The following is a 17,532-nucleotide window of genomic DNA, read 5'->3' as shown; positions in this document are numbered from 1 at the left end:
GCTATCGATAACGGTCGAACGTAGCCGCGATCTCTGCGGTGACCGCCCGAACGCGCGCCGTCCGGTTCAGGTCGGTATGCGATACGAGCCAGACCTGATATGGCACGGCTCGCGTCCGGTCGGGCCAGATTCGCACGAGCGAATCGTCGTCTTGCGCCATATACGCGGGGAGTTCGCCGATGCCGATACCCGACCGGATCGACGCCGCCAGCATCAGGCTCGAACTCACCTGCGCCACGATGCGCCCGCGTTCCATCGACTCGCCGCACAGCGCGTGCCCCTGGTTCGACGTCGTGCCGGGCTGGTAGACGACCAGGTCATGCCCTTCGAACGCGGCTCCGATCGCGGGCTCGCCATGCGCATCCAGATACTCGCGGCTCGCGAACAGCCCGACCTCCCATTCGGCGAGCTTCCGGCGCACGAGGTCGGGATTTTCCGGCATCACGGTGCGAATCGCGAGATCCGCATCGCGTCGCGTCAGGTTGAGCACCTGCACGGACGTCGTCAGGATCACGTGTATCGCCGGACATTTCCGGCGCAGCTCCCGTATCGCGGGAACGACGAAATCCATCGCGAGGGAATCGGTCGTCGTCACCCGGACCTCGCCTTCGAGGCGATCGTCCGAGCCCTGGACGCGGCGCTCGAATTCGCACGCCGCCTGTTCCATTGCTTCCGCGGCCTGCAGCGAACGCTCGCCGACCTGCGTCACGACATAAACGGACGATGTCTTGAGAAACAGCTTCGCACCGAGCGCCTTCTCGAGTGCGGTCAACCGTCGCCCCACGGTGGCCTGGTCGACATCGAGAACGGCCGCGGCCTCGCGCAGCGTTCCGGTGCGATGAACGGCCAGAAAAACGCGGGCATCGTCCCAATTCATGAGTAACGTTCTCTCTCTCGGTAAGGCATGTGTGCATTCGCAGAAGGCGATTATACAAGTCGATCCTGTTCAGCCCGTTCCAGATAATCAGCTATCCGTATCAACTGGACGATCGATTCGCCGATCAAAACCGGAACCGGAACCGGCCGCAGGAAGCCCCTCAACGACGGGCTCGGCGAACGAAGCCGAGTGCAATGACCGAACCGATGGTCGTTTCACCGATCGCCCCAACCCCGGCCGCCCAATCATCAGCCTCCCGAATATCTCCCATCCGATACCGCGATTTTCCGTACCGGACACGCGCCGCTAAACTGGCTACGCATTCGCGACGCCGCAGCGCCGTACCGCAACGCGGCACGCCCCCACAAAAACGATTCCGGGAGATACCCCATGTCCGACCGGCACGCGCGCCGAGGCGCGCTCAAGACACTCGGCCTCGCGGCCGGCACCGCGCTGCTCGCCGCCGCGCGCCCCGCTCGCGCCGCCGCGCCCGAAACCGGCGCGCTGCTGCCCGGCGGCGCCACGCACCTCGCCGACCTCACGCGCCGCCTCGCGGCCGCGCTGCGGCGGCGCGACTTCAAGACGGTGCCGATGATCCTCGAACGCCCCGACCAGTGGGATCATGCGGCGCTCGCCGAACTGGCCGGCTACCGCGGCGGCCCGAAGCAGGTGTGGGACAACACCGAGCTCGGCGGCCCGTGGCTGAACCTGATGCGCAATTCGCTGAACGCGCAGATCTGGTCGTATCGCCATCCGGATTTCCTCGTCGTATCGGCCACGCACGGCAGCGCGCATCTCGCACTGTTCGACCAGGCCGCGTGGGACAAATACGGCCTCGCGAAATTCGCCGGCGCCGCCTTTCCGGCCAACATGCTGCTCGACGCGAAACCCGCGCAATCGAAGGGCGCGCAAGACCACGAGTCGCCCGACGGCGCGTTCTCGTCGCACGACAACAGCATCGCCGCGCTGCAGCAGCGCGGCGTCGTGTTCCTGTCGTGCCACAACGCGATCTGGGAACTCGCGGAGCGGCTCGACGGCGCGAACGCGAATCCCGACAAGCTGCCGCTCGACGCGCTCGCGGCCGACCTGACCAACCACGTGATCCCGTCGGCAATCGTCACGCCGGGTGCGGTCGGCACGCTGCCCGAACTGCAGCAGGCCGGCTTCACGTACGCAAAATGAGCACCGCGATGACATCGATCCCCATGCAACCGCCGTCACCGTTGCCCCGCCGTCGGCGCACGCTGCGCGCCGTGCTGGCCGCCTGGCTCTGCTGCGCACCGGCGCTGTCGCTCGCCGCGCCGGCCGGCCCCGCCGCGAACGTCTTCCCGCCCTGGCAGGACGGCCGCAACAACGACGCGACGCATCGTGGCCTCGAATTCACGGTGCCGCAGGTCGACGTGCTCGCCGATTTCCACGGCGACCTCACCGCGCCGAAGCTCGTGCTGTTCGTCGGCGGCAACTATTTCTTCGCGATGGCGCCGCTCGTCGCGAAGTTCGAGGAAGACCATCCCGAGTACCGCGGCCGCATCTACTGGGAGACGATCCCGCCCGGCCTGCTCGTGAAGCAGATCCATGCGGGCGGCACGATCACCGTCGGCAACATGACGTGGACGGTCAAGCCCGACGCGTATTTCGCGGGGCTCGGCAAGATCGACGGCTTGATCGCGGACGGCACGCTCGCCGGCCCGGCCGTGCCCTACGTGACGAACCAGCTGACGATCATGGTGCGCGCCGGCAATCCGAAGCGCATCGCGTCGCTGAACGACCTCGCGCGGCCCGACGTGCAGCTTGCGATGCCCAATCCTGCATTCGAAGGCGTCGCGCGGCAGATCCGCGCGTCGCTCGTGAAGGCCGGCGGCGACGCGCTCGCGCGTACCGTCTACGACGACAAGGTGCGCGCCGGCACGACCGAGCTCACGCACATCCACCATCGGGAAACCGCGCTGTTCCTGATGCAGGGGCGCGCGGACGCGGGCGTGCTGTGGCAATCCGAGGCGGCGTTCCAGGAACAGGTCGGGCATCCGCTGATGCACATCGACATTCCGGCCGAGCAGAATACGACTGCGATCTATGCGGGCGCGATGGTGAAGGACGCGCCGCATCCGGAAGCCGCGCGCGCATGGCTCGCGTTCATCCGGTCGCCGGAAGCGTTCGAGATCTTCCAGCGCTACGGCTTCGGCCGATACGATGCGACGACACCGCCGCAGCACCTCGCGCCGGCGCAGCAGGAGAAGCAGCCCGACGCGGGCTGACCGCGCGGCCGCGCCGGCTGCCCGGCGGCGCGGCCGCGGCCTACAACAAGGAGGGGACACGTGAACGATACGGTGCACACACCGCGACGCCGGTTCGCGCCGCTGCTGCTCGCCGCGGCGACGCTGCTGGGCGGCCACGCGCGCGCGGACGACGCGGCGCTCGGCAAGACGCTCGCGACACAGGGTTCGACGACGGGCGTCGCCGCCTGCATCGGCTGCCACGGCAGCCAGGGCGAAGGCAACGCGGCGGCCGGCTTCCCGCGCCTCGCGGGCACGAGCGCCGCGTATCTGTCCGCGCAGCTTGCCGCGTTCGCGGACGGCAGCCGCCAGAATCCCGTCATGCAGCCGCTCTCGAAACTGCTGACGCCGCACGAGCGCGATGCGGTATCCGCGTACTTCGCGAGCCTGCCCGCGCCGGTCGGCATCGTCGCCGCCGACGACACGTCGATCGATCCGGCGAACACCGGCGCGTGGCTCGCGACGCGCGGACGCTGGTCGCAAGGCCTGCCCGCATGCGCCCAGTGTCACGGCCCCGGCGGCCTCGGCGTGGGCAGCGCGTTTCCGCCGCTCGCGGGCCAGCCTGCCGCCTATATCGCCGGCCAGTTGAACGGCTGGAAACACGGCACGCGCCCGCCTGGGCCGATGGCGCTGATGCCGGCGATCGCCGGCAAGCTGTCCGACGCCGACATCGACGCAGTGGCCGCCTACTACGCACGCGGCGGCGCCGCGCAGGGAGACAAGCGATGATCGACCGCACGACGCTGATCCGCCGCACCCGCGCGGCACTGCTCGGCGCGGCCTGGATGCCCGCGCTCGCGTTCGCGGCCGCACAGCAGGATGCACCACCGGCCAACGCTTCCGCATCCGCGCCCTCCGCCGTTGCGGCGGCCGCCAGGCCGTTCGCGCCGCCCGCCGAATCCGCGATCCCCGCCGACGAGTTCGGCAAGACCGTGAAGCTCGGCGAGCAGATCTTTTTGCACACGCCCGAGTTCGCGGGCAAGTACGTCGGCAACAAGCTGACCTGCGCGAGCTGTCACCTCGACGCGGGCCGGCGGCCCGATTCGAGCCCGATGTGGGCCGCGTACCTGCTGTATCCGGCGTACCGCAGCAAGAACGGCCACGTGAACACGTTCGCCGAGCGCCTGCAGGGATGCTTCCGCTACAGCATGAACGGCAAGGCGCCGCCGGCCGGCGACCCGATTCTCGTCGCGCTCGAAACCTATTCGTACTGGCTCGCGAAGGGCGCGCCGGTCGGCACGAAGCTGCCGGGGCAGGGTTTCCTGAAACTGCCGCCGCCCGCGCAGAAGGCCGACTATGCGCGCGGCGCCGCCGTCTACACGCAGCACTGCGCGCTGTGCCACGGTGCGGACGGCCAGGGGCAGTCGAGCGGCGGCAAGGCGGTCTTCCCGGCGCTGTGGGGCGCGCGTTCGTTCAACTGGGGCGCGGGGATGGGCGACATCCGCAATGCGGCCGGCTTCATCAAGGCCAACATGCCGCTCGGGCTCGGCGGCACGCTGACCGATCAGGAAGCGTGGGACGTCGCGACCTTCATGGACAGCCACGAACGTCCGCAGGACCCGCGCTTCACGGGCTCGGTGCACGACACGCGCGCGAAATTCCACGATTCGCCCGATTCGATGTACGGGCTCAGCGTGAACGGCCGCGTGCTCGGCGCGCCGTGACGCGGGCGCCGGGCAGGCCGCGCGGCCTGCCCGGCCCGCGCGTTCACGGACGCCAGCGATACACGATCATGCTGGTGCCGTTGTAGTTGTCCTTCGTGATCACGTATTCGCCGGTCGAGCGCAGGTACGCGCGGATCCCGTACATCGAGTCGACGTCGTTGCCGACATCCATCGCCGACGTGTTCGAGTTGGTCAGCGTCGTGACGAGGGCGCCCGTGTTGAGATCGAACACGTCGACGTTCGGCACGGTGTGCACGTAGCCGACGAACAGGTAGTGGCCGGCCGCCGCGATCGATTTCGGGTTCGCGCTCGTCAGGTTGATCACCGGGTTCGGCGCGCTCGTATTGCCGTTCTTCCAGCCGTGATAGACCTCGATATGCCCGTTCATCGCGGTCCAGTCCCAATTGCCGGCGAGGCCCTGCGCGAGGATCATCGTGTCGCTGTCCGCCTGGTAGATGATGCGCGTGACGGGCGCCACGGTGCCCGGCACGGCCGTCGTCGTCGGCTTGCCCCACGACGGCTTGCCGGTCGCGTCGAAGCCCGTCATCGGGTAGCGGGTAATCACGTTGGAGCCGTTCAACCCGGCCCACACGTCGCCGTTGCCGTCGATGTCGAAACCGGCCGTGACCTGCAGCGTCGTGTTGAACGGCTTGCCCGGCAGCGAGCCGGCCGGATTCGCGATATAGCCGGTCGCCGGCGTGAAGTAGTAGAAGTTGAAGTTGCCGGGGTTCTGGCCCGATGCGACGAGGATCCGGTTGCCGCCGACCGTCACGAGCTGGCCGAAGTGCTGGCCGCGCTGGTAGTCGTTCATGTCGAGGCGCGGGTCCTTCGGATAGCTGAACGGATCGACCGTATTCGCGACGAACGTGCCGCCGGCCGAGCCCGTGTACACGTTGTTGCCGCTATAGAAGAACGCGCCGTCGGTCGCCGGGTCGGGCGCGGCGATCGCCTCGAAGTTCAGCGCCTGCAGCTTCCATTGCAGCGTGCCCGTCGGGCCGTATGAATGCAGGTCGGTGCTGCCGTTGCGCCCGAGATCCCAGCCCCCGCCCCACGCATTGTTGAGCACGTACAGGTTGCCGCCGGCATCCTTGCCGATGCCGACCACGCGCGTGAAGCGCTTGTCGCCGACCTGCCCCTTGATGCCCGATGTCGTGTCGAGATAACCGCCCTGCACGCCGAACGTGCCGACCTGCTGCGGCAGCCCGGCGAGGCTGTAGAGCTTGATGTTCATGTCCGGGCCCTGGTCGCCCACCAGCAACTGCCCCGTCGACGCGTCGAAATACAGCGCCGACGGCCGTGCGCCGGCCGCCATCTGGATCGTGTTCATCAGCGTGCCGGTCGCGCTGTACTGCACGACCACGCCCGCGCTCATGCGCGCCACCCACAGGTTGCCCGCCGCATCGAGCGCCAGCGCACCGGGCCCGGTCACGCCGATGTCGCGCTGCCAGACGCCGTCGGTCGTATAGACGCGCACGCGGTTGCCGTAGAAATCGCTCGCATACAGCAGGTTGCCGGCCGTCGCGAGGCCGGTGATCACGTCCGGATTCGGCAGGCCCGTCCACGTGCTGACCGGGATGCGCAGGTCGCGCTGGTTCGTGCCACGGTTGTAGCGGCCCACCGAGCCGCTGCCGAAGTTGCGGTTGTAGCCGAGCGCGACGAAGATCGACGTCGCGTTGCCGGTGATCGCGCCGCCCTGGAATTCGTCGTGGATGCCGATCGTGCCCATCGGCTGCCCGTTCTGGTAGAGCGCGACACCGCCCGCGTTCTCGTCCCAGCGCGACGCCGTGTAGATCACGCCCTCGGGGGCGACCCACATCGAGCGCGCGGCATTGCCCACGTGCTGGGCCAGCGTGCCGTACGTGTTCGCGAGCCAGTCGGTCGAGTACGACACCTGCGCGTGACTCGCCGGCGCCAGCATCGCCATGCACATTCCCAGCAATGCCGCCCGAATTTGTTTCATTGACATGAATAATGCTCCCGAACGTTCAATTGTCGACACTGTAAATCGCGGCGCATGAAATATTGGTGATTCCGGCTAAAGCGCATTCGCCTTCCTCCCGAATTATTCACGCCATTCTTTTTGCCGTCCGGCGCTTTTCCGTCAACGATGGTCAAACCCGCCCACCGCGCCGCAACGGCTTGCCGGCCGCACGGCTTCGGCGCTTTTCCCCGGCATTTTCTTCCGGATTGCTCAATGCAAATACGTCATTTTTTCTGAAATTCACGCATTGCCTTTTTCATTCCCCGGAAATGGGCTCGATGATTACAAATCGAAATTTAAATGAAAGGGAAAAAATATTATCCGGCTCGATCGCGTCGGTGCGATTCAGCGCGGCGGCATGCGGCGGGAGGAAGGGAGAAAGGAGAAAGCGGGATACGGCGGAGAGAACCGCGCGCCGGCCGTGCCGGCACGCAGCCGCGATCGTTCAGTTCGCGTCGTCGAGCGTCGGGCCGTCCCAGCCGTCGAGGAATTTCGGCAGCGCGTCCACGACGTCGATCACGCGGTGCCGGTAGAACAGGTGCATCGTCGGCTGCAGGTCGCCGGGCAATTGCCCGCCGTGCGCACGCGCGGCCAGGCTGTTCGGTACGACGCGCATGCCGAGCCGGTTGGTGCCGCACACGATCTCGCCGCAGGACGCGCAATACGTGCGCGACATCGACTTCGCCGGATGCGGGAACGTCGCATGGCCGCCCTCGACGGCCACCTGCTCCGGCGGCCATGCGGTCGCGGACAGCACCGGCGTGCCGTAGAAATCGCGGCAGGTCGCGCAATGGCAGTTCGCGCGCGCCGCCGGCTCACCGCGCAACGTCACGGTGACGGTTCCGCACAGGCAACTCGCGGAATACGTTCGGGTCATGTCGTCTCCTCGAAGAACGGAGGCGACAGTATAGGGGCATGCCTGCAACGTCGCCCGCATCGGCTGCGGGCAACGTTGCGGGCGCAACGATCGCTGCGCGTCAGAACTTCTGGCGCAGGCCGAGGCTGACGATGGCCTGCGACCGCGAATCGGACGAGTGGCCGTTCGCCTTGTCGGACACCGACGCGGTCGCGGCCACCGGCCGGCCGAGCGCGTCGAGCGTCATGCCCGATGCGTGCTGGTACGCGCCGAGCAGGTACACGCTGGTGCGCTTCGACAGGTCGTAGGTGGCGCCGAGCGTGACGTTGTGATACTGCGCGCGGTCGTCCACGCCATCGACATCGCTGCCGCGCGTGTAGCTGTAGCCCGCGAACAGTTGCGTCTGCGGGCGCACGTTCCAGCGCGTGAACACGCCCGCGACGTTGAACGTCGCGTGGCCCGTGAACCGCGACTGGTCGCCGCTGCGGTACTGCACGTTGCTGTAGTTCACCCCGACGACGGCCGGGCCGAAATCGTAGGTCGCACCGGTCGCGATGATCTGCTGTGACTGCGCGCTCGCATAGCCTTCGTTGATCGACGAGTTGAACAGCCCGTCGTCGGTGCTCTGCCACTTGCCGGCCGTCGGGTCGGTCGCGCCCGTCTTGCTGTTGTCCGAACGCTCGTAACCGACGCCGACACGCAGCGGGCCCGCCGCGTAGGCCGCGCCGACGCTCCACGTGTTGCGCTGCTTCATGCTGCCCGGCTGGCTGCCGAAACCGTACAGCGCGCCGAACGTGAAGCCCGAGTAGTTGGCACTCGTGTACTTGATCGAGCTGTCGACGCGCGCCGTCTGGTCGAGGTCGTCGATATCGCCCGGGTGTGCGCCGAAGCCGCCGATGAACGACGACGGGCCGACCGGGCTCACGAAGTCGTCGAGCGACGTGTACTGGCGGCCGAGCGTGACCGTGCCGTAGCGGTCGCTGCCCAGGCCGACGAACGCCTGGCGGCCGAACTGGCGGCCACCCTGGCCCGACGTGCCGTTCGTGATGTCGAAACCGTTCTCGAGGACGAACAGCGCGCGCATCCCGCCGCCCAGATCCTCGGACCCCTTGATGCCCCAGCGGCTGCCGGACAGGTTGCCGGTCGTGAGCCCGACGTTCGAATGGCCGGTGTACGCGCCCGCGGAGCCGACCCGTTCGTTGCTGCGATAGGTCACGCCCGTGTCGACGATGCCGTACAGCGTGACGGAGCTTTGCGCGGCGGCGACGCCCGCGAGCGAGAGCAGCAGCGGGGCTGCGATCAGTTGCTTGTTCATGATTGTCGTGTCTCCGGGCGGTGAACCCGTTGTTCTGGCTGTCAGTTGCGAGTAGCGCGCGGGCGGCGAGATCCGCCGGCGGTGCGAGGCCGGCATCGTCCGCGCGCGACGACGCGGCGGGCATGCCCGCTGCGGCCGCCATGGTAGATGGAACCGGTTTCAACCTGAAGCGGAATAATGAAAAAAGTTTATTGCCAAAATCGAGATAGTCGATCGGGCGGCCGTGTGCGCGGCGCGCCGTCCCTGTACAGCCCGGGCGGGCACAGCCGATAATCGAGCGCGCCCCTTCCCTCGGGAGTTCCGTCATGCATGAAACGACCCTGCTGGTCTTCGCCGCCGTCGCCTTCGTCGGCATCGCGACACCCGGCCCGACCGTGCTGCTCGCGCTGACCAACGGCTCGCGCTACGGCGTGCGACGCGCGGCCTACGGCTTCGCGGGCGCGATGCTGTCCGATTTCGTGCTGATCGTCGCGGTCGCGCTCGGCCTCGGCGCGCTGCTGATGGCGTCGGCGTTCTGGTTCTCGGTCGTGAAGTGGCTCGGCGCCGCTTACCTCGCGTACGTCGGCATCCGGCTGCTGATGTCGAAGGGTTCGCTCGACGTCGCCGCCGCGCACGGTGAAGCGGTATCCGGGCGCAACGCGTCGATCTTCGCGAAGAGTTTCCTCACGGCGGTGACGAATCCGAAGGGCTACCTGTTCTTCTCCGCGTTCCTGCCGCAGTTCCTCGATCCGTCCGCGCCGCTCGCGCCGCAATACGTCGCGCTCGCGGTCACCTTCGCGCTGCTCGACGGCGCGGTGATGTTCGGCTATGCGCTGCTCGGCGCACGCGCGGTGCGGCTGCTGAAGCGCGCGGGCGCGCTGTGGCTCGAACGCACGTGCGGCGCGATGCTGCTCGCGCTCGCCGGGTCGCTGGCGTTGTACCGGCGTCATGCGGCGTAGGGGCGGACACCGATGAAAATCGCCGCACCGCCCCGCTCCGGCTTGCCGGGCCTGTCGCTCCGCCAGCTCGAACGCGCCGACCTCGACGCGTGGTACGCGTACCTGTCGAACCCTGACGTCTTCCGCCACACGAGCTGGAACCTGCGCTCGCCCGACGATCTGCTGCCGCTGTTCGACGCCATCGAATCGACCGACCCCGATTCGATCCGGCGTCTCGCCGTGATCGACGACGCATCGGGCGCGCTCGCCGGGACGATCGGCCTGCATACCGTCTCCATCGCGAACCTCTCGGCCGAGATCGCATACGATCTCGCACCGTCGCACTGGGGGTGCGGAATCGCGAGCGCGCTGTGCGCGGCCGTCACCGCGTGGGCCTTCGCGGACGGCGGCTTCATGCGCATGCAGGGCGTGGTGCTGACCAGCAACGCGGGCTCCGCGCGCGTGCTGCAGAAGTGCGGCTACCGCTACGAAGGGCTGTTGCGCGCGTACAGGATGGTGCGCGGCACACCGGGCGATTTCGCGATGTACGCGCGCCTCGCGACCGACTGACGCGACATCTGCAGCTTCACGCCAAACCGCTTGCGGCTTGCCGCTTGCGGCTTGCCGCTTGCGGCTTGCGGCTTGCGGCTTGCGGCTTGCGGCTTGCCGCTTGCCGCTTGCCGCTTGCCGCTTGCGGCTTGCGGCTTGCGGCATCGCATACATGCATGCATACATGCGCAAGCCATTGGACGACCCGAGCCGAATTGGCGACAATCGCCGTTCCCTTCCCCGACGATCCACCATGAAAATCGCCGCGCTGTCCGACATCCACGGCAACCTCGCCGCGCTCGACGCGGTGCTCGACGACGTCCGTCGCCGCGGCGCCGACGTGATCGTCAATCTCGGCGACATCCTGTCGGGGGCGCTCCATCCGCCCGAAACGGCCGACCGCCTGATCGCGCTCGACCTGCCGACCATCAAGGGCAATCACGAACGGCAACTGCTCGGCGGCGATCGCGAGTCGATGCGGCTGTCGGATCGCTGGGCGCACGACACGCTGCGCGCCGATCATCTCGAATGGATCGCCGCGCTGCCCGAGCGCGCGACGCTCGACGGCGACGTGTTGATGGTGCACGGCACGCCCGGCAGCGACCTCGCCTATTTCCTCGAAACCGTCACGCCCGACGGCTGCCGCGCGGCGACGCCCGCGGAAATCGCGCAACGCGCGGGCGACGAACCGGCATCGCTGATCCTGTGCGGCCACACGCACATCCCGCGGACGGCCAGGCTCGACGACGGCCGGCTGATCGTCAACCCGGGCAGCGTCGGGCTGCAGGCCTACGCGGACGACCTGCCGCACCCGCACCGCATCGAGACGGGTTCGCCGCATGCGCGCTACGCGATGGTGTCGCGCACGGCGGCCGGCTGGAACGTCGAATTTCATGCGGTCGAATACGACTGGCACACGGCGGCCGCCACCGCGGCATCGCGCGGGCGCGACGACTGGACCGTCGCGCTGCGCACCGGCCGGTGCTGACACGCGCTCCCCGCCACCCACTGTTACTTCATTCACTGGAAAACCGCGTCACCATGACCGTTCCGTCGCAACTGCTCTTCCTGCCCGGTGCATCGGGCAGCACCGCCTTCTGGCAACCGCTCGCCGGCAGCCTGATGCATCCGGCCGAGCGCCGGATCGTCGGCTATCCGGGTTTCGGCGACACGCCGCGCGATCCTGCCGTCGACGATTTCGACAGCCTCGTGCGTCATGTCCTGGAAACGATCGACCGGCCGACCGCCGTGATCGCGCAATCGATGGGCGGCGTGATCGCGATGCGCGCGGCGCTCGACAAGCCCGGCCTGGTCACGCACCTCGTACTGACGGTCACGTCCGGCGGGCTGGACATGGAAGGGCTCGGCGCGCAGGACTGGCGGGCCGGGTTCGCGCAAGCCAACCCGCAACTGCCCGACTGGTTCCTGACGTTCCGTGCCGACCTGTCGCGGGAAATCGGCCGCATCGCGCAACCGACGCTGCTGCTGTGGGGCGACGACGATCCGCTCAGCCCCGTCGCGGCCGGCCGGCGCCTGCTCGAACGGCTGCCCGACGCGCAGCTGCACGTCGTGCCGGGCGGCCGGCACGATCTCGCGGCCGTGCATGCGGCGACGCTCGCGCCGCTCGTCGACGCGCATCTGCAGCGCGTGTGACGTCGCGCGCGTCGGCTTCGGCTTCGGCGTCGGCGTCGGCGTCGGCGTCGGCGTCGGCGTCGGCGTCGGCGTCGGCGTCAGTTTCCGCTACGGCTGCGGCACGAACCTGAAACCCCGCGGCTCACGCGCCGCCCCCCCGTCACCCCGCATTGCGCAGCGTGAGTCGCGCCTCCAGCCCGCCGCCGTCCGCCCGGTTGTTCAGCGTGAGCGTGCCGCCCATCGCAAGCGCGAGTTGCCGCGCGATCGCGAGGCCGAGCCCCGTGCCGCCCGTCTCCCGGTTGCGCGACGTCTCCACGCGCCGGAACGGCTCGAACACCGCGTCGAGCTGATCGTCCGGAATGCCGGGCCCGCGGTCGAGCACGGCGATCACCGCGCCGCCGTCCGGCGCGGCGTACACGTCGATCTCGGCGGTGCCCGCGAACTTCAGCGCGTTGTCGACGAGGTTGCCGACGATGCGGCGCAGCGCCTTCGGCCGCGTGACGAGCGCGAGCGGCGCGCGGCTGTGCAGCGCGACGTCCTGCCCCGCATCCGTGTAATCGCACACGATGCTGTCGAGCAGCGCATCGAGATCGATGCGGCGCGCGGCCTCCTCGGTGCCGTGCAGCGTCCGCGCATACGCCACGCCCTCCTTCACCAGATGCTCCATCTCGAGCAGGTCCTGGCGCAGCTTCGCGCCCTGCGTGTCGTCGTCCATCACGTCGACCCGCAAGCGCATTCGCGTGATCGGCGTCTGCAGGTCGTGCGAGATCGACGCGAGGATCTGCATGCGCTCGGCCATGTACTGCGCGATGCGGTCCTGCATCGCGTTGAACGCCCGGGCGGCGCGCGCGACTTCCGACGGCCCGTCCTCGTTCAGCCGCTCGCCCTTCAGGTCGGGGCCGAGCGCATCGGCGGCCTGCGCGAGCTGCTTGAGCGGCCGCGTCGCGAGCCGCACCGCGAGCCAGCAGCACGCGGCCAGCACCGCGAGCTGCAGCAAGAGCACGACCGGCAGCCAGCCCGACAGCGGCACCGTCGACATCGGATGGATGTCGATCGTGAGCGGCGACCCGTCGGTCAGGCGCAGATGCACCTGCAGATGTTCGCGGTCGCCGGGGATCGCGTTCGCGGTCAGCGGATAGTCGCCGCCGATGCCGTCGGAAATCGACCGCTCGACGCGCGCCGACAGCCGCGCTTCCGGCGGCGTGCCGGTCTCGCCGGGCCCGAGGATGAACGCATAGCTGCGCCGCGCGAGGCGCGGCAGCCAGGCGGCCCGCTCGGCCGGCGGCAGGTGGTCGAGCAGCGCGACCGAGCTGGCGACCTCGCGCTCGATGTAGCCCATCATCAGGTTGGTGGTCGCCTGGTCGCGCTCGGTCACCGTGAGCCAGAACGACAGCGTCTGCGCGAGCGCAAGGCCCACGCACAGGATCAACGCGAGCCGCGCGAACAGCGAGCGCGGCCAGTGCCACAACGTCAACGTGCGCGCGCTCATGGCGTACCGTCGACGGCGGTCACGGCCGACGAGAACACATAGCCCTCGTTGCGCAGCGTCTTGATGTAGCGCGGCTCGCGCGCGCCGTCGCGCAGGCGCTGGCGCAACCGGCTCACGAGCAGGTCGATCGACCGGTCGAACGGGTCGGACTGGCGCCCCTGCGTGAGATTGAGCAACTGGTCGCGCGTCAGCACGCGCTGCGGGTTGTCGAGGAACACGCGCAAGAGCCGGTATTCGGCGCCGCTCAGCGCGACCAGCGTGCCGTCGGTATCGAGCAGGTGGCGTCCGGTCGTGTCGAGACGCCATTCGCCGAACGCGAGCATCGCGGCCGTTTCCGTCACCTGCATGCCGGGCGGCAGCATGCGCGCGCGCCGCAGCACCGAGCGGATTCGCGCGAGCAGTTCGCGCACCGCGAACGGCTTGGCGAGGTAGTCGTCGGCGCCCATCTCGAGGCCGATGATGCGGTCGGTTTCCTCGCCGCGCGCGGTCAGCATCAGCACGGGCACCGTCCGGAACTTGCCCGCGCGCAGGTCGCGGCACAGCGTGAGGCCGTCCTCGCCCGGCATCATCAGGTCGAGCACGATCAGGTCGGGCGCGCCGTCGTCCAGCACGTTGCGCATCTCGCGGCCGTTCGCGGCCAGCGATACGCGCATGCCGTTCTTCTCCAGATAATCCGCGATCAGTTCGCGGATCGCGCGATCGTCGTCGACGATCAGCACGTGGTCGATCTTGTCCATGGGTCGTTTCGGTATCGAGGTATCGATGATTCGATGAGTCGAGGCAGGCGATGTCCGCTTTTATACCGCACGGCGGACACGCGTTTGTATCCCAATGTATCGCGCCGCCGCGACGACACACAACATTGCACACGCGCGGCTTGCCGGACACATCGCAGATACGTCGGCGCCGCCTAATGGGGCCTGTCGAAACACGTCCGGCCGCCGCCTCCGCGCGGCGGCCTCCCGCTCAGGAGAACGCCATGCTGCCCCGACTCAAGACCGCCGCCCTCGTCATCGCCCTCGCCGCCACGGCCGGGCTCGCCGCGTTCGCCGGCACCCGCGACGAGGCGAGCATGCCGGCCTCGCAGGCCGGGACGGCGGCACCGGATTTCACGGGCATCGACCGCTGGCACAACAGCGCGCCGCTGACGCTCGGCCAGTTGCGCGGCAAGGTCGTGCTCGTCGATTTCTGGACGTACTCGTGCATCAACTGCATTCATACGATTCCGTACGTGAGGGAATGGGACCGCAAGTATCGCGACCAGGGGCTCGTGGTGGTCGGCGTGCATACGCCCGAGTATCCGTTCGAGCGCGACGCGGGCAACGTCGCCGATGCGATCAGGCGCTTCGGCATCCGCTATCCGGTCGCGCAGGACAACCGCTACGACACGTGGCGCGCGTACGGCAACCAGTACTGGCCCGCGCTCTACCTGATCGACGCGAGCGGAAAGGTCGTCTATACGCGCTATGGCGAAGGCGCGTACGACAAGACCGAGGCCGCGATTCGCGATGCGCTCGCGCAGGCGGGAGAAGGCACGAAGGGCGCGACGCGCACGCAATGACGGGCGCCGGTGCGCGGGCGTGGCACTCGCCCGCGCGCGCCGCCGGGGTCACGGCGTGCACGCCGCTTGCGCGTCACGCGCGTTTCGCGTCGGCCGCCGCGAGCATCGCCTCCCCGATCGCGAGGTTGCCCTCCGCGACCAGCGCTTCGCCCGCGCCGCGGATATCGGCTTCGTCCTTGTTCTGCCCGAGCTTGCGATTGCCGACGAGCCGCGTGATCTCGATCTGCAGCCCGACGATCGACTCCAGCATCCTGTCGATGTAGTCCTTCGGCGCGTCGCCCATCTTCCACGGCACCGGCTGCGACGCCTCGTGCGTGCGCGTCAGCCGCGCGACCACGCCGCGCACGAACTTCTCGTCGTCGCGCACCGTGATGCGGCCGTGCGCGTGCACGACCACGTAGTTCCAGGTCGGCACCTGCCGGTGCGCCACGTGCTTGCTCGGATACCAGGTCGGCGAGATGTAGGCGTCGCCCGCGCGGAAGATCGCGAGCACCTCGTCGCCGTTCGCAACGTCCTGCCAGACCGGATTCGCGCGCGAAACGTGCGCGTGCAGCTCGCCGAGCCCGCCGTCGTCGGGCAGCAGTTCGAACGGAATATGGTTCGCGTCGAGCCCGTTCCTGCCGTGCGTGATCAGGCTGCCGAACGGATGCTGCACGATCAGCTCGCGCATCGCGTCGGGGTCGGGCTCGTTGAATTCGGCGGGGACGTACATGTCGGCTCCACGGTCATGCGGGGTTGGAAACGGCGCGGGCGCGAGCCCGTCACCCGCCGATTGTGACTTCAAACTGGTTTATGCTGTAGAGCCGGTTTTGAACAATTTCAGCAGACCAGAATCATGGCAAGAACGACCCGGATCGTCGAAATCCCGTCGCTCGGCGCGCTCGACCGTGCGGCCGGCGACCTGAGCCGCCAGCTCGCGCAGGCGCTGCGCGAAGCCGTGCGTCGCGGCGACGTCCGGCCGGGCGATGCGCTCCCGTCCACGCGGCTGCTCGCCACGTCGCTGCAGGTTGCCCGCGGCACCGTCGTCGATGCGTATGCGCAGCTCATCGCCGAAGGCTTTCTCGAATCGCGCGGCGGCGCGGGCACGCGGGTCGCGAACGCGCTCGCGGAACCGTCGCCCGGCCCCGAACCCGCGCCGCCTGCGCCACGACGGCGCGCGGCCCACGCCGGGCTGCCCGAGCCGGCCGCCGCCTTCGCGCGGATCGCCCGCGAATTCCGCCCGCTGCCGGCGATGCCGTTCGCGATCTCGGTACCGATCGGCCTCACCGCACCCGACGACATCTGGCGCCGGCTCGGCAACCGCCTGCGCGCGCGCGGCGCCGGCGCGCCGTCCGGCTACGCCGATCCGCAAGGCGCGCTGCCGCTGCGCGAAGCGATCGCCGACTACGTGCGCCGTTCGCGCTCGGTCCGCTGCGATGCCGGCCAGGTCGTGATCACGAGCGGCACGCAGCAGGGGCTGCATCTCGCGAGCCAGCTGCTGCTCGGCGCGGGCGACCGCGCGTGGGTCGAGAACCCGGCCTATCGCGGCATCACCGCGCTGCTCGAGAGCACCGGGCGACACGACGCGATGGTGCGCGTGCCGGTCGACGCCGACGGCCTCGACGTCGACGCCGGCATCCGCCTCGCACCCGATGCGCGCGCCGCGTTCGTCACGCCGTCGCACCAGTATCCGCTCGGCATGCCGCTCAGCATGGCGCGGCGCAATGCGCTGCTCGCGTGGGCGCGTGCACGGCACGCATGGGTGGTCGAGGACGACTACGACAGCGAGCTGCGCTACGAAGGTTATCCGTTCCCGTCGCTGCAGGGTCTCGACCCCGATCGCGTGATCTACCTCGGCACGTTCAGCAAGATCCTGTTTCCGTCGCTGCGGCTCGGCTACGTGATCGCCCCCCACGATCTCGTGCCCGCGTTCTGCGGCGCGCGCGCACTGATGGATCGCCATGTGCCGACCGCCGACCAGCACGTGCTGGCCGCGTTCATCGCGGAAGGCCATCTCGACCGCCACATCCGCCGCGTGCGCGGCGTGTATGCGGAGCAGCGCGCGCTGCTGATCGACACGCTCGGTGCGCGGCTGCCGCGCGAACGCGCGTGGGTGCAGCCGGGCGATCAGGGGATGCACGTCGTGCTGTGGCTCGCAAGCGGCATCGACGATCTCGACGTGGTCGAGCGCGCCGCGCAAGCCGGCGTCGCGGTGCGCGCGGTGTCGCCGATGTTCGCGCCGGGCACGGCCCGCCCGGGGCTCGTGCTGGGCTTCGGCGGGTTCGGCCGCGCGCAGATGGAAGCGGCCGCGCAACGGCTCGCGGACGTCGTATCGTCAGCGGAATCGCGGCGGCGGGTGCCGCAAAAGGTTGTCGATGGGCAACAAACGTAATCGTCTGTAAATCCTGCAAGCAAACGGCCGTTTCAGCGGGCGGCGCA

At 68.9% G+C, this 17,532-nt stretch carries 17 protein-coding genes; 10 read left to right on the top strand and 7 right to left on the bottom strand.

Annotated elements, in window-relative coordinates:
* Position 1: 1 nt before the first annotated feature.
* Positions 2 to 877, bottom strand: coding sequence for a LysR family transcriptional regulator (locus DPV79_RS31905; protein WP_113047330.1), 876 nt, complete (start codon positions 875 to 877; stop codon positions 2 to 4).
* A 390-nt stretch (positions 878 to 1,267) separates the two neighbouring features.
* On the opposite strand from DPV79_RS31905, the gene tetH reads away from it, so the two are divergent.
* Genes tetH through DPV79_RS31885 form a run of 4 tightly spaced genes read left to right on the top strand, consistent with a single transcriptional unit; the run spans position 1,268 to position 4,814 of the window.
* Positions 1,268 to 2,059 carry a thiosulfate dehydrogenase gene (tetH, locus tag DPV79_RS31900; RefSeq protein ID WP_113047329.1) on the top strand — a complete coding sequence of 264 codons (792 nt, stop codon included), beginning with the start codon at positions 1,268 to 1,270 and terminating at the stop codon, positions 2,057 to 2,059.
* 8 nt (positions 2,060 to 2,067) lie between these two features.
* A complete protein-coding gene (locus tag DPV79_RS31895) occupies positions 2,068 to 3,132 on the top strand; it encodes a molybdate ABC transporter substrate-binding protein (protein ID WP_113047346.1) in 1,065 nt (354 codons plus the stop codon).
* A gap of 60 nt (positions 3,133 to 3,192) precedes the next feature.
* A complete protein-coding gene (locus DPV79_RS31890) occupies positions 3,193 to 3,879 on the top strand; it encodes a c-type cytochrome (RefSeq protein ID WP_113047328.1) in 687 nt (228 codons plus the stop codon).
* Positions 3,876 to 4,814 carry a c-type cytochrome gene (locus DPV79_RS31885; protein ID WP_113047327.1) on the top strand — a complete coding sequence of 313 codons (939 nt, stop codon included), beginning with the start codon at positions 3,876 to 3,878 and terminating at the stop codon, positions 4,812 to 4,814. Before DPV79_RS31890 ends, DPV79_RS31885 begins: the two co-directional genes overlap by 4 nt.
* Before the next feature lie 43 nt (positions 4,815 to 4,857).
* On the opposite strand, the gene DPV79_RS31880 is transcribed toward DPV79_RS31885, so the two are convergent.
* From DPV79_RS31880 to DPV79_RS31870, 3 genes are all read right to left on the bottom strand, one after another.
* Positions 4,858 to 6,780: an SMP-30/gluconolactonase/LRE family protein gene (locus DPV79_RS31880; protein ID WP_021161188.1), complete on the bottom strand. Its 1,923-nt coding sequence runs from the start codon at positions 6,778 to 6,780 to the stop codon at positions 4,858 to 4,860.
* A gap of 460 nt (positions 6,781 to 7,240) precedes the next feature.
* Entirely contained in the window at positions 7,241 to 7,672 is a 432-nt protein-coding gene (locus DPV79_RS31875) for a GFA family protein (protein ID WP_021161185.1), read from the bottom strand.
* Between the two features lie 100 nt (positions 7,673 to 7,772).
* Positions 7,773 to 8,966: a porin gene (locus DPV79_RS31870; protein ID WP_113047326.1), complete on the bottom strand. Its 1,194-nt coding sequence runs from the start codon at positions 8,964 to 8,966 to the stop codon at positions 7,773 to 7,775.
* Positions 8,967 to 9,271: 305 nt separating this feature from the next.
* Between DPV79_RS31870 and DPV79_RS31860 the strand changes: the two genes are divergently transcribed.
* The 4 genes from DPV79_RS31860 to DPV79_RS31840 all read left to right on the top strand — a co-directional run bounded on the left by DPV79_RS31860 (position 9,272) and on the right by DPV79_RS31840 (position 12,085).
* Positions 9,272 to 9,904 (top strand): LysE family translocator, encoded by a 633-nt coding sequence (locus DPV79_RS31860; protein ID WP_021161182.1) that lies wholly within the window; start codon positions 9,272 to 9,274, stop codon positions 9,902 to 9,904.
* Positions 9,905 to 9,916: 12 nt separating this feature from the next.
* Positions 9,917 to 10,453: a GNAT family N-acetyltransferase gene (locus DPV79_RS31855; protein WP_113047325.1), complete on the top strand. Its 537-nt coding sequence runs from the start codon at positions 9,917 to 9,919 to the stop codon at positions 10,451 to 10,453.
* Positions 10,454 to 10,685: 232 nt separating this feature from the next.
* Positions 10,686 to 11,420, top strand: a complete 735-nt coding sequence (locus tag DPV79_RS31845; protein ID WP_059685337.1) for a metallophosphoesterase family protein — start codon at positions 10,686 to 10,688, stop codon at positions 11,418 to 11,420.
* Between the two features lie 53 nt (positions 11,421 to 11,473).
* A complete protein-coding gene (locus DPV79_RS31840) occupies positions 11,474 to 12,085 on the top strand; it encodes an alpha/beta fold hydrolase (RefSeq protein WP_113047324.1) in 612 nt (203 codons plus the stop codon).
* 139 nt (positions 12,086 to 12,224) lie between these two features.
* On the opposite strand, the gene DPV79_RS31835 is transcribed toward DPV79_RS31840, so the two are convergent.
* Together DPV79_RS31835 and DPV79_RS31830 are read right to left on the bottom strand one after the other, a co-directional pair.
* On the bottom strand, positions 12,225 to 13,553 hold the full coding sequence (locus DPV79_RS31835; protein WP_113047323.1) for an ATP-binding protein: 1,329 nt from the start codon (positions 13,551 to 13,553) through the stop codon (positions 12,225 to 12,227).
* Positions 13,550 to 14,290 carry a response regulator gene (locus DPV79_RS31830; RefSeq protein ID WP_021161177.1) on the bottom strand — a complete coding sequence of 247 codons (741 nt, stop codon included), beginning with the start codon at positions 14,288 to 14,290 and terminating at the stop codon, positions 13,550 to 13,552. Before DPV79_RS31830 ends, DPV79_RS31835 begins: the two co-directional genes overlap by 4 nt.
* Positions 14,291 to 14,532: 242 nt before the next feature.
* Here DPV79_RS31830 and DPV79_RS31820 point away from each other — a divergent pair, with 242 nt between their 5' ends.
* Positions 14,533 to 15,114 (top strand): thioredoxin family protein, encoded by a 582-nt coding sequence (locus tag DPV79_RS31820; RefSeq protein ID WP_113047322.1) that lies wholly within the window; start codon positions 14,533 to 14,535, stop codon positions 15,112 to 15,114.
* 73 nt (positions 15,115 to 15,187) lie between these two features.
* Here DPV79_RS31820 and DPV79_RS31815 read toward each other — a convergent pair whose 3' ends face one another.
* Positions 15,188 to 15,826: an FMN-binding negative transcriptional regulator gene (locus DPV79_RS31815; protein WP_113047321.1), complete on the bottom strand. Its 639-nt coding sequence runs from the start codon at positions 15,824 to 15,826 to the stop codon at positions 15,188 to 15,190.
* Between the two features lie 123 nt (positions 15,827 to 15,949).
* Here DPV79_RS31815 and pdxR point away from each other — a divergent pair, with 123 nt between their 5' ends.
* The gene (pdxR, locus tag DPV79_RS31810) at positions 15,950 to 17,485 is read left to right on the top strand and encodes a MocR-like pyridoxine biosynthesis transcription factor PdxR (RefSeq protein WP_113047320.1); all 1,536 of its coding nucleotides are present in this window, start codon (positions 15,950 to 15,952) and stop codon (positions 17,483 to 17,485) included.
* The last annotated feature ends 47 nt before the right edge of the window (positions 17,486 to 17,532 follow it).

It is taken from the genome of Burkholderia reimsis, from assembly GCF_003294055.1.
GTDB lineage: Bacteria > Pseudomonadota > Gammaproteobacteria > Burkholderiales > Burkholderiaceae > Burkholderia > Burkholderia cepacia.
Note: the sequence above shows the minus strand (reverse complement) of the source record. Positions and strands in the feature narration are given on the sequence as shown.

Bases quoted from the DNA above. Each gene is read 5' to 3' on its own strand.
- DPV79_RS31905 (WP_113047330.1), bottom strand. From the start codon at position 877: ATGAATTGGGACGATGCCCGCGTTTTTCTGGCCGTTCATCGCACCGGA.
- tetH (WP_113047329.1), top strand. From the start codon at position 1,268: ATGTCCGACCGGCACGCGCGCCGAGGCGCGCTCAAGACACTCGGCCTC.
- DPV79_RS31895 (WP_113047346.1), top strand. From the start codon at position 2,068: ATGACATCGATCCCCATGCAACCGCCGTCACCGTTGCCCCGCCGTCGG.
- DPV79_RS31885 (WP_113047327.1), top strand. From the start codon at position 3,876: ATGATCGACCGCACGACGCTGATCCGCCGCACCCGCGCGGCACTGCTC.
- DPV79_RS31880 (WP_021161188.1), bottom strand. From the start codon at position 6,780: ATGTCAATGAAACAAATTCGGGCGGCATTGCTGGGAATGTGCATGGCG.
- DPV79_RS31875 (WP_021161185.1), bottom strand. From the start codon at position 7,672: ATGACCCGAACGTATTCCGCGAGTTGCCTGTGCGGAACCGTCACCGTG.
- DPV79_RS31870 (WP_113047326.1), bottom strand. From the start codon at position 8,966: ATGAACAAGCAACTGATCGCAGCCCCGCTGCTGCTCTCGCTCGCGGGC.
- DPV79_RS31860 (WP_021161182.1), top strand. From the start codon at position 9,272: ATGCATGAAACGACCCTGCTGGTCTTCGCCGCCGTCGCCTTCGTCGGC.
- DPV79_RS31855 (WP_113047325.1), top strand. From the start codon at position 9,917: ATGAAAATCGCCGCACCGCCCCGCTCCGGCTTGCCGGGCCTGTCGCTC.
- DPV79_RS31845 (WP_059685337.1), top strand. From the start codon at position 10,686: ATGAAAATCGCCGCGCTGTCCGACATCCACGGCAACCTCGCCGCGCTC.
- DPV79_RS31840 (WP_113047324.1), top strand. From the start codon at position 11,474: ATGACCGTTCCGTCGCAACTGCTCTTCCTGCCCGGTGCATCGGGCAGC.
- DPV79_RS31835 (WP_113047323.1), bottom strand. From the start codon at position 13,553: ATGAGCGCGCGCACGTTGACGTTGTGGCACTGGCCGCGCTCGCTGTTC.
- DPV79_RS31830 (WP_021161177.1), bottom strand. From the start codon at position 14,290: ATGGACAAGATCGACCACGTGCTGATCGTCGACGACGATCGCGCGATC.
- DPV79_RS31820 (WP_113047322.1), top strand. From the start codon at position 14,533: ATGCTGCCCCGACTCAAGACCGCCGCCCTCGTCATCGCCCTCGCCGCC.
- DPV79_RS31815 (WP_113047321.1), bottom strand. From the start codon at position 15,826: ATGTACGTCCCCGCCGAATTCAACGAGCCCGACCCCGACGCGATGCGC.
- pdxR (WP_113047320.1), top strand. From the start codon at position 15,950: ATGGCAAGAACGACCCGGATCGTCGAAATCCCGTCGCTCGGCGCGCTC.